The sequence below is a fragment of the Gordonia rhizosphera NBRC 16068 genome, assembly GCF_000298195.1.
In the GTDB taxonomy this organism is placed as follows: domain Bacteria; phylum Actinomycetota; class Actinomycetes; order Mycobacteriales; family Mycobacteriaceae; genus Gordonia; species Gordonia rhizosphera.
This window is the reverse complement of the sequence record NZ_BAHC01000232.1, coordinates 1-10,708: the sequence shown is the minus strand read 5'-3', so window position 1 is coordinate 10,708 and position 10,708 is coordinate 1. Positions and strand designations below refer to the sequence as shown.

Sequence of the window (10,708 nt, the reverse complement as noted above, 5' to 3'; positions counted from 1 at the left end):
CCTACGACGCGCACATCGCACCGATCCGGCAGGCGATCGAGGGGCTGCTCGGCGACGCGGACTACGGCGACGCCGAGCAACTCGAACGCATCGTCGCCGAGATCCGCCAGTTGATCATCGACGAGCAGATGCCGGCCGAGGTCGCGACCGCGGTGGCCGCGGAGTATGCGGAGCTCGGCGACGTGTATGTCGCCGTCCGGTCCTCGGGAACGGCGGAAGACCTCGACGGCGCGTCGTTCGCCGGCCTCCACGACACCTACCTCGACATCAAGGGTGGTACCGAGGTACTCGAGGCCATCAAGAAGGACTGGGCGAGCCTGTGGACGGCGCGCGCGGTCGCTTACCGCAAGAGCGGCGGATTCACGGCGTTCCCGTCGATCGCGGTCGTCGTGCAGACCATGGTGCCGTCGCAGGTGTCGGGTGTCATGTTCACCGGGAATCCCGTGAACGAGGCCACCGACGAGATCATGGTCAACGCCAGTTGGGGACTCGGCGAGGCGGTGGTCCAGGGCATCACCACACCGGACGAATACATCTTGCGGCACAAGCGATTCGACCTCGCCCAGAAGACCCTCGGCAGCAAGGAGGTCGAGGTCGTCCGCAACCCCGAAACCGGACTCGGCACGGTCCAGCGAGACGTCGACAGCGTCCGACGCGACGAGTTCACCCTCACCGACGATCAGGTCTGCGAACTGGCCAAGATCGGCGCGGGAATCCAGGACCTCTACGAGGGCTTCCCCCAAGACATCGAATGGGGGTACACCGACGGCACGTTCTACACGCTGCAGGCGCGACCCGTGACCGGAGTCGACTTCTCCTGGGACTCCGACGTGACGTCCTCGGTACAGGGTAATGACGATCTCGAAGCCGTTCCGTACGACAACATCTGGTCGCGTGTGTTCCCGGAGGAGATGTGGACCGGTGCCATCTCGCCCCTGATGTTCTCTTGGCGCTGCTGGGGTCTGAACCAGTGCCACAGCGTGGGCGTTCACGCCTTCGGTTACCCCGCTCAGGACCACACCACGCGGCGACTCTGGCGCTACCACAAGGGCGTGTCCTACTACAACGTCGAGGCTGACCGGCACCGCATCAAGGAGTCGGTGCCGCCGCAGTTGCGTCCCGGAATGCTGCACAAGGTGCCGACCGCGTACCACGAGGAATGCCTGGAAGCACCCTTCGACTGGGGGCGCTACCTCGACATGTTCCGCAAGGTGGAGACCGAACGGCCGGACATGGGCTTCAACTGGTGGCGCTACCTCGATCGTGACTTCATCAACGGTGCGGAGTACCGCGAGGCCACGCGCCCTCGGACGCAGGCCGAACGCGCGGAGATGTCCGACGAGGAACTCAAGAAGCACCTCGCCGACGTGATCCGGTTGGAGGTGGCGTCCTACGACCCACCATGGAACGGGTTGCTCTGGTACATGGGCGAGGCGATGGGGTGGCTCGGCTGGATCTGCTTCAACTGGTACACCGGCGATCGCGACGCCATCTTCGTCGATCTGGTCACGGGAACCCGCCGACCGAACATCGTCGGCGAGGAAAGCCATGCCGCCTGGGAACTGGCCAACATGATCGGACGCTCACCGGAACTCCGCTCGCTCCTCGAGATCTACCCTGACGAGCGATTCTTCGACTTCCTCGATCAATGCATCGATGGCCCGGCATTCCGGGCGAAGTACGAAGAGTACGTCGCCAAGCGCGGTCATCGCGGACACCCGGACCGCGACATCTACTTCGATCGTCGCGCCGACAACGTGCTGGTCGACCTCATCCCGCTCCAAGGCATGCTCGACGAACCCGACCCGCGACCCAAGGAACTCGAGACCCGGGCACGGCTCGAGCATACGATCAAGCACGTGCACGACAACCTCGCCGACCAAGAGGGCGGCACTTGGAAGGCACAGATCTTCGACACGTTGATCGACTTCATCCATCGCTCCCTCGAGTACCGTGACAACGAGCGTGAAGTGATGGACTGGTCGACCTACAACATCAAGATCTGCTTCGAAGAGGTCGGTCGGCGCTGCGTGGAACGCGGTGGCCTGCGCGAGATGAAGGAATGCTACTTCCTGACCATGGAAGAGCTCTACGACGTGTTGGCCGGACAGGAGAACAAGCGGCTGACGCGCGCCAAGATCGACTCACGGCGTGTGCATTTCGACGAGATCAACACCGGCCGGCGTGACCCCGCACCGTTCCTCCAGAGCAGCCGCCCGGCGGCGATCGACGAGCCCGAGATCGAGGGTGAGGGAGTGTTCGCGGGCAAGCCGACGAGTGCGGGACGGATCACCGGCACCGCTCGTGTGGTCCACGAGCTGAGCCAGATCGGTCGTGTCCAACGCGGCGACATCCTCGTGGTCCACGCCACCGACCCGGGCTGGATGCCGGTGTTCAGCCGTATCAAGGGCATCATCCTGGAGAGTGGCGGCCTCATCAGCCACGGCGCCATCATCGCCCGCGAATTCGGCCTGCCGGGAGCCCAGCTGCCGGGCGCGCGCCGACTCATTCCGGACGGTGCGACGATCACCGTGAACGGCGATACCGGCGTCATCCAGATCCACGAGGGCGACGATCTCGAACAGATCGAACGGGAACTCGCCGAACTCGAGGAGCAGGCCCGAGCCGCCCAGGCCGAGGCAGCCAATCAACAGTTCAAGGTGTCGATCTTCTGACTCACTGTTGGGAGCGGGCGTCGAGCGATCAGCTCGACGCCCGCTCTGCGGTCTGTGCCGCGTCCGTCGGTGTCGCGGCGAGCGCGGCGGCCAACTCCGCACGCCCGTGGACGCCGAGTTTGGTATACGCATGCTGTAGTCGGTTTTCGACGGTCCGCACCGAGACCACGAGGGTTTCGGCGATCATCCGATTCGACTGGCCGGCCGACGCGAGTTGCGCTGCCTCCAGCTCGGCCGGTGTCAGCACGGCGCGGACTTCGGCGGTACCGATCGCGGGAGTGTGCGCCAACGGGCATCGATCGTGGAGCCGACCCACTTGCCGATCTGCTGCCGCCTTGCGCCGCAGGTCACCGCCGCGCTTCCAGGCCGCTGCAGCATCCGCCGCCGATTCCGTCGCCAAGAGCAGCGCACCCATCTGCTCGAACTCGGCCGACACCGCATCCAACTCGGTGGGATTGCGCTCGCTGAGCGCCCGGATGTGGCGCATCCTAGCGTGGGCCAGAGCACCGTCCAGCCGATCCGACAACGACGCGGCTGGTGATACTGCGTCACCTGCATAACCGATCCGGGCCAAGCTGTGGAGCGCCGACATTGAGCCGACGAGATCGCCGATCTGCTCACCGACCTCCGCCGCCCGGATCAGCTCATCCCGGGCATCGCGAAAAGCGCTGCGCGCGACGGCAATCCAGGCACAGGTCAGCATCGAGTCGATACCCATGAAATAGGAGTCGTCGACGTCCAAGTGTTCCCGTGCGTGCATCGCCGCGTCCGCTTCGTCCGGTCGACCCGCCAACGCGAGAGCCAGTGCGTGGTAGATCAGACAGAAATCGACGAATTGCGGGCGACCCAGCTGTCGATAGATCGACAAGGCTATCTGGTTGTTCCGCAGCGCATCATCGACATGACCCCGGTCGAGGACCGATTTCGCCCGATGCCAGCTGAACATGGCCTGCGCCTCGACACTCCGGTCGGTCAACGCAGCCGTGTACTGAGCGTCGGCCAGGGAATCCGCCTCGACGAACCTGCCGGCGTGGGCCAGCGCCTCGGCCTCGTAGAAGGAATGCATCCACGGATACCAGTCGGTGGGAGTGCGAAGGTGGTGATGAGCCTGTCGGCCCCGACGAGCCACGTCGATCGCCCGATCGATCTGCCCGTTTCTCGCCAGAGCATACGACGCGGGCATCGATGCCCATACGTACGCGGAACCATGTGTTGAGTCGAGAAGCGGGGTCGCGACCTGCACTGCTCGGCCGGGGCCACTGACGGCGAGTACCAACGCCACTTTGCGTGCGCTGATCTCGTCTCTCACGTCGCTGGCGGGCAGGCTCGACTCGGCTGATTCGGCGATCGCCAGACCGTCGACGATGGCGCCGGTGTAGATGATGATGTTGTCGAGTCGAATCAGCTCGATCTCGGCCGCCGCAAGCGGGTCCTCGGTCGACGCCGCGAGGCGAGCGAGATCATCGTTCGCCTGGGCGGTCCGGCCCTGCAGTGCGGCGAGCTGCGCGGCGAGGACCACCGAGCGCGGCCCTCCACCCCAGTCGATCGCGGCGCGCGCAAACTTCTCGGCCAAGGCGAAGTCATACCGCCACCTCGCCGCGATCGCGGCCGCGTGAAAAAGTTCCGGATCGCCGTCCCCGCTCAGGAACCGCCACGTGGCGAGGCGAAGCAGATCCTTGTGGTCCGACGTGCTCGTGTCGATCGCCTCGGCGAGGGTCCGAGCTATCGCGCGGGCCCGCAGAGCGGGCACCCGCGTGCGCAGCACGTCGCCATAAACAGGGTGCGAGATCCGGATCGTCCACCGGGAACCCTGTCTCGAGACCTTCAGCAGCCCGTTCAATTCCAGCGACTCGGCGACGTTCAGGTCCCCGAGGAGACTCACCTCGTCGGGATCGAGCGGCTCTCCGATCGCGATGATCTCCAGGAGGTCGCGCTCGTCCCTCGCCAGGCCGGTGAGTCGCGATTCGACCAGCTCGGCCAACCGGTCCGATGGGTGCAGATCACCGACCAGGCGCCAGATACCGCCGTCATCACGCAGGATGCCCTCGGCGATCGCTCCGCTGACGAGTTCGCGAAGGAACATCATGTTGCCCCGGGATCGCGACATGAGGTCGGCGATGGCCGCTTCGTCCACAGGTGCCCCGAGGACCTCACCGAGGACGGACGCGACCGAGGCCTCGTCGAGGCCGCGGAGGTCGTGGCGGTCGGTCATTTCCGATCGCCAGAGATCGACGACGGCGTCGGGGGCGGCCTCGCCGCTCCGAACCGTCAGGACGGTCAGGATGCCGGATTCGACGATGTGATGCACGAGCGCCGCCGACACCGAGTCCAGCAGATGCGCATCGTCGACTGCGACCACGATCCGCCGCCCGTCGGCGCGGTCGACCAGTGCGGCGACGCACTGACTGAGCAGTTGGGCCCCAGGAGTCCTCGACTCCTCGACGTCCGCCGGCAGGAGTTCGGAGAACACTGCCAGCGGGATCGAGCTACTCGCGCTCGTGGCGGTCACACCGAAAACCGAGCACCCGGCCTTGCGGCACTCCCCGAGCACCTCGCGTGCCAGCCGCGACTTGCCCACACCCGACGGTCCGGACAGCACGACGCCACGATTGCCGTTCAGGAGTGTGCGTCGGATCAGCCGTAGTTCGTCGTCGCGGCCGGTCAGCGGCCATTCTGCCGTCATCGATCAGTCGACGATCGCAAGGTGCTTATTCGGTCTAACCATTATCGCATTGTACCTGAAAGGTGACGTGGGTAACACGAGTACCGGGGTCTGCCGGTAGCGCGGTCCGGTGAGGTAGTCGCAGCGTCGCATTGATCGGCATCTCGTCCCTCCATCGGTAGGCACCGGGCAAGCGCTCGGTGGTCAACGATCTTGTCTGCGCGTGCGACAAGGGAAGACCCTTGCCTATCGTCCTGTAGTTCGTGACAGTCGGTCGCGGGGGTCGGCGGCAAGATCCTGTAAGCATGGTCGTCATCGTGGCTTCTTCTTCCTCGGTTAGATGCGGGCGAGGTTGTCACGCACGGCCAGCCGGCGATGTTCGGCGCTCTGCTGGTGGGTGGTTAATGTCGCAACGATGTTCCTCCCGTAGTCGGTCATCGGCGTGATCTCCTCGCGGGTGTCAGGCCGCTGCGGCGGCGAGGCGCTTGAAGTTGTCTGGCCGGAATCCGGACCAGTGATCGTCGCCGGCCACCACGACGGGGGCTTGCAGATACCCCTGGCTCATCACGTAGTCGCGGGCGGTGTCGTCGACGCTGATGTCGATGACGGTGTAGTCCAGACCGGCCTTGTCGAGGGCCGCGCGGGTGGTGTGGCATCGCACGCATGCCGGCTTGGTGTACATGGTGATTGAGGTTCCGCCGCAACTGACCCCGCCCCGGCCGGGCGAGATCCGTTGCGGGCCGACGCCGGTAGCTACAGCGCAGCAGTTGGTGGCTCGCCGTGATTCCGGCACCGAGGATATCCGGAGGCTGCACCCCTTGCGATTTTAGGTCAGACCATTCTAATCTTTAGAGCGAAAGCACTGAGCAGATTGACGGAGGACAGCACCATGACGAGCGAGCGGGACCTCGGTCGGTACACCGAGGAACAAGTCGACGAGTTCTACGCGAGCGGTCAGTGGACCGATGAGAACTTCACGGAACTGTTGCGCTCACGCGCCGAATCCAATCCGGGAAAGGTGTTCATCACCGACGGGACCTACGCGTTGACCTTCGCGGAGCTGTACGCCGCGTCGCAGCGAGTTGCTCTGGGGCTGCATCGGCGCGGGCTCCGTGCGGGTGATCGGGTCGCGGTACAGCTGCCGAACTGGGCGGCGTTCGTGGTGGTCGCCGCGGCCCTGTCGCGGATCGGGGTGGTGATGGTCCCGATCATGCCGATCTACCGCAAAGACGAAGTGGCGCACGTGGTGTCGGATGCCACGATCCGGATGGCGATCGCGCCCGCAGAGTTCAAGGGTTTCGACTACGTATCGATGTTCGACGAGATCCGTCGCGAGTCGGCCACGCTCGAATCGATCGTCGCGGTCCGCGCCGGAGACGATGCCCGCGACGCCCTCGCCGCGCGTGACATCGCCGTGTTCGAGGATCTCATCGTCGAGGACGTCGACGTCGTCGACATCGATGCCGAACTCGACTTCCGGGTGCATCCCGACGACCCCTTCGTGATCGTGTACACCTCGGGGACCACCTCGCGTCCCAAGGGTTGTCTGCACACCTTCAACACCTATGCCTCCGGTGCGCGCGCCCTGGCCGTGGCGTTCGGGCACACCGAGGCGGATGTGCAGTTCGGGCCGTCACCGATCACGCACACGACGGGCCTGGTCACCAGCGTCTTGATCCCGCTGATGGCCGGCGCGGCGACGCACGTCATGGCCGAGTGGAGCCCCGTTGCGGGACTGGCCGAGATCCAGAAGTACGGATGCACCGCCGCGGTGACGGCGACGACCTTCCTCCAGACCCTCCTGGCCGCCGCCGACGAGCATCCCGACGCGGACCTGTCGTCGCTGCGGGTGTGGACGTGCGCCGGGTCGCCGATCCCCGCAACGGTGGTCGAGAACGCGAATGCCAAGTTGCCGACGACCAGCATCCTGTCGCTCTACGGTCGCAGCGAGAACCTGACGACGACCACCTGCCAGGTCACCGACGATCCTGGGCGTGCGATCACCTCCGACGGTGCGGCGCTACCCGGTGCCGAGGTCAAGATCGTGGGACCCGATGGCCTGGAGGTGCCGCGCGGGACCGAGGGCGACATCGCCTACCGCGGGCCCTCGCACATGATCGGATATCTCAACCGGCCCGATGCGACCGCGGAACTGTTCACGCCCGAGGGCTTTTCGCGATCCGGTGATCTCGGTGTGATGGATGCCGACGGCTTCGTGCGCGTGACCGGCCGTACCAAGGACATCGTGATCCGAGGCGGCATGAACATCAGCGTGCGTGAGGTCGAGGACAAACTCGCCAATCACCCCGATCTTCTCGCACTCGCCGTCGTGGGGATGCCCGACGAGAAACTCGGCGAGAAGGTGTGCTGCTACGTCGTGCCCAAGGACGGCCATGAGCCGCCCTCGGTCGATGACCTGCGCAGCTACCTCACCGACCGGGGTGTCGCGATCCAGAAGACTCCCGAACGGGTCATCGTCATCGAGGAATTGCCGATGACCGCAACCGGCAAGATCCAGAAGCACGTCCTCCGTAAGAAGGTTGCCGACGAACTGAACCAGCCGACGGCCGCCGGGGCGCAGTGACCGGGACGCCGACGACGACCACACCCGAGTTCGTCATCTCCGGCGCCGAGGCTCTCCTGCGGGTCAGCCCGGTCGCACTCTCCGCGCAGCGGGCCGAACTGACGGTCGCCGCGGGACAGTGGTACGGGGATCCGGTGGCCGGCAACCTCCGCGGAGCCCTCGGGGTCCCGCTCGACGACGTCACCGGACACGTGGTCGCCTCCGGTGTGCCACAGGACAAGTGGCCCGTCAGCCTGGGCATCCGGGTCGACTTTCTCGCCGATCCGCCGGTCGAAGGATCACCGATGACAGTCATCGGCGAGCTGATCGCTCGCGACGACCGGAGCGGCACCACCCGGGGAGCGGTTGTCGACGGTGCGGGAAGAACACTGGCCCTGGTGACGCAGCGGTCGCATCTCGTCCCCGTCGACGGGCAACCTCACAGCAGCGCAACGCAATTCGACACGCCGCGGCCCGAGACATCGATCCGGGCCGCGCTGGGTTTCCGCGACGTCACACCCGGTGTGGTCGACCTCCCGCCGACGACGCTGGCGGCCAACGGGATGGGAAACCTGCACGGCGGTGTCCTGATCATCGGGTCGGAACTGGCCGCGATGTCGGCGGTCGATGCCGGGGGTGTCCTCCGCACCACGAGCATCGACATCGTCTATGTCCGACCCGGGAATGCCGGCGACCTCACGACCTTCCGGTCGGATCTGCTACACCGGGGCCGGTCGGTCGCCGTGGTCCGCGTCGTCGCCGCGAACGCGTCGGGCAAACCCTGCTCGATCTCCACCGTGATCGTCCAGAGTTGACGCTATGAAGGCCATCGTGATGTCGGGCTTGGCCGTTCTTCTTCGGCCAGTACAGCTTGCTGGGCACCACCATGGGTGGCCCCGACGATTTCCGCGGCCTGCTCGACCTGGTGGCAACAGGCCGCGTGCAGCCCCGACGATCGCCGCGACCTACCCGCTCGACGACGCGGCGCAGGCCCACCGGATGCTCGAGGCGGGGCGCACCTTCGGCAAGATCGTGCTGTGTCCGTGACCGCCACAGCTGTGGCGCGGGAGGGCCGCTGAGCATTCCGGGCGTCAGCTCAAGCGAGTCGGGCGCGCAGCCAGTCGATGAGTTCACCGATGACGGCTGCCCGATTGGTCTCGTTGAGGATCTCGTGCCGGGCGCCGGGGTAGACGGTCGCGGTCACGTCCGTGAGACCCGCGCCGCGCAGACGTTCGACCAGTGGGTCGAACAGCGCAAGGCCCGCATTGACCGGGTCCTGATCACCCACCGCGAGGTAGATCGGCAGGTCCGTGCGAATACCCGCCAGCTTGTCGGGGTCGGCGAGCGCGCGGGCCCCGGCGAACATGGCCGCAGTGGCCTCGGTGTCGAGACCGAAGCCGCACAGCGAGTCCGCGACGTAGTCATCGACGGTCGCGTCATCCCTGCTGAGCCAGTCGTACTCGGTGCGTGACGGTTCGAAGGCGGCGTTGAACATCGCCAGGTCCAGGGGAGCGTCGAGGTCGAGTGCGGGTTCGAGGAGGTCGAGCGCGGCGGTACCGGTGAGTGCTACGGCGTCGAAGGCGGCGGACTGGGTGAGCAGCGCCTGCTGGGAGGCGAAGGAACCCATGCTGTGTGCGATGAGCCCGATCCGGAGTCCCGGGTGTTCCGTGCGGATCAGCCGCGCGAACTCGCCGATGTCGGAGACCAGCGCCGCCCAGCCCTCGGCGCCGACCTGTCCGGGTTCGGCACCGCCGATCGTCGCGCCGTGGCCACGCTGGTCGTAGCCGTAGACGACGAATCCGGCGTCGGTGAGTGCGTCGGCTACGTGCTGGTAGCGGAGGACGTGTTCCCCCATGCCATGTACCAGTTCGATCGCCGCCGTCGGCGTCGACGCCGGGTCCCAACGGTAGGCGACGAGATTGTCGCGGGCGCGGTCGGTGAAGTCGAAAGTCTTGGGGGACATGGCACATCCTCGTGGTGCGGATCGTCGCGAACGCCTGCAGACTACCCCGCCGGACTGATGCGGACCCGTGCTTTCCCGGAGATCACCACGCGCCCGGACACTTCCGCCCGCAACTCCAGCGTCGCGGTACCGGTCGCGGCGTCCACCGCTGCGACGGTGCCGGCGAGATCGAGAGTCTCGCCGATGGCCAGCGGGGAAGCGAACCGTACCGAGAACGACAGCACGTTCTCGACGTGAACGAGGTCGGCGACCCAGGCGGCGAGCATTCCGGCCTGCATCTGTCCCATGGAGATGACGCCGGGAAGCCCGGCCTTGCGCGCGTAGTCGGCATCGTGGTGCAGCGGATTGAAGTCCCCACCGGCACCGGCGAATCGGACGATGTCGGTCTGGGTGATCGGACCGATAGACCGGGACCCGATGTCTTGACCGTCGCTCAGCACGATCGGCGCCCGCGACATCATGCACCCCTCTCGATCAGGACTTCGCGCTGCGTGACGGCGGTGTCGCCGTCGGCGTCGACCCACGTCGTCTCGAGTGTTACCAGTCGCATGGTTCCGCCACGCTTGCCCTCTCGGGTGATGTCGTCGACAACGCGACGTGTCCCGGTCAGGCGATCACCGGCCACGACCGGACGCGCGTAATCCCATTCCACCGACCCCACCACGACGCGTTCGATCGTCAACCCGAGTGCCTTCACGAACTCCTGCTGATTGCGGTGATGTCCGGCGACGACCACGTGGGTGAGGGTTGCGGGGATGCGCCCGAATCCGGCGCGTGCCGCTGCTTCGGCATCGGTGTGGACCGGGTCTGTCGCGTGTGTGGCCGTCGCGAATTCGCGGACCTTA

9 protein-coding genes are annotated in these 10,708 nt (G+C 66.1%); 4 read left to right on the top strand and 5 right to left on the bottom strand.

Features of this window, described 5'->3' with window-relative positions; translation table 11 throughout:
- On the top strand, positions 1–2,675 hold a 2,675-nt coding region (locus tag GORHZ_RS27300; protein WP_006338962.1), incomplete at its 5' end, for a PEP/pyruvate-binding domain-containing protein.
- A gap of 28 nt (positions 2,676–2,703) precedes the next feature.
- On the opposite strand, the gene GORHZ_RS27295 is transcribed toward GORHZ_RS27300, so the two are convergent.
- Entirely contained in the window at positions 2,704–5,358 is a 2,655-nt protein-coding gene (locus GORHZ_RS27295) for a LuxR C-terminal-related transcriptional regulator (protein WP_006338956.1), read from the bottom strand.
- Between the two features lie 439 nt (positions 5,359–5,797).
- Positions 5,798–6,019 (bottom strand): glutaredoxin-like protein NrdH, encoded by a 222-nt coding sequence (gene nrdH / locus GORHZ_RS27290; RefSeq protein ID WP_006338955.1) that lies wholly within the window; start codon positions 6,017–6,019, stop codon positions 5,798–5,800.
- Between the two features lie 207 nt (positions 6,020–6,226).
- Between nrdH and GORHZ_RS27285 the strand changes: the two genes are divergently transcribed.
- The 3 genes from GORHZ_RS27285 to GORHZ_RS30440 are packed head-to-tail and all read left to right on the top strand — an operon-like array spanning position 6,227 to position 8,947.
- Positions 6,227–7,921, top strand: a complete 1,695-nt coding sequence (locus GORHZ_RS27285) for an AMP-binding protein (RefSeq protein ID WP_040533822.1) — start codon at positions 6,227–6,229, stop codon at positions 7,919–7,921.
- Complete coding sequence (locus GORHZ_RS27280) at positions 7,918–8,715, top strand: PaaI family thioesterase (protein WP_006338953.1); 798 nt, start codon at positions 7,918–7,920, stop codon at positions 8,713–8,715. Before GORHZ_RS27285 ends, GORHZ_RS27280 begins: the two co-directional genes overlap by 4 nt.
- Positions 8,716–8,719: 4 nt before the next feature.
- Entirely contained in the window at positions 8,720–8,947 is a 228-nt protein-coding gene (locus GORHZ_RS30440) for a zinc-binding dehydrogenase (RefSeq protein ID WP_373279638.1), read from the top strand.
- A 49-nt stretch (positions 8,948–8,996) separates the two neighbouring features.
- On the opposite strand, the gene GORHZ_RS27275 is transcribed toward GORHZ_RS30440, so the two are convergent.
- The 3 genes from GORHZ_RS27275 to GORHZ_RS27265 form a co-directional block, all read right to left on the bottom strand.
- A complete protein-coding gene (locus tag GORHZ_RS27275) occupies positions 8,997–9,863 on the bottom strand; it encodes an alpha/beta fold hydrolase (protein WP_006338952.1) in 867 nt (288 codons plus the stop codon).
- A 41-nt stretch (positions 9,864–9,904) separates the two neighbouring features.
- A complete protein-coding gene (locus tag GORHZ_RS27270; protein WP_006338951.1) occupies positions 9,905–10,321 on the bottom strand; it encodes a MaoC family dehydratase in 417 nt (138 codons plus the stop codon).
- A partial coding sequence (locus GORHZ_RS27265; RefSeq protein ID WP_006338950.1) for an FAS1-like dehydratase domain-containing protein occupies positions 10,321–10,708 on the bottom strand: 388 nt, incomplete at its 5' end. The genes GORHZ_RS27265 and GORHZ_RS27270, both read right to left, overlap by 1 nt.

Excerpts from the sequence above, each read along its gene's own strand:
- GORHZ_RS27295 (WP_006338956.1), bottom strand. The coding sequence starts at position 5,358 with ATGACGGCAGAATGGCCGCTGACCGGCCGCGACGACGAACTACGGCTG.
- nrdH (WP_006338955.1), bottom strand. The coding sequence starts at position 6,019 with ATGTACACCAAGCCGGCATGCGTGCGATGCCACACCACCCGCGCGGCC.
- GORHZ_RS27285 (WP_040533822.1), top strand. The coding sequence starts at position 6,227 with ATGACGAGCGAGCGGGACCTCGGTCGGTACACCGAGGAACAAGTCGAC.
- GORHZ_RS30440 (WP_373279638.1), top strand. The coding sequence starts at position 8,720 with ATGAAGGCCATCGTGATGTCGGGCTTGGCCGTTCTTCTTCGGCCAGTA.
- GORHZ_RS27275 (WP_006338952.1), bottom strand. The coding sequence starts at position 9,863 with ATGTCCCCCAAGACTTTCGACTTCACCGACCGCGCCCGCGACAATCTC.
- GORHZ_RS27270 (WP_006338951.1), bottom strand. The coding sequence starts at position 10,321 with ATGTCGCGGGCGCCGATCGTGCTGAGCGACGGTCAAGACATCGGGTCC.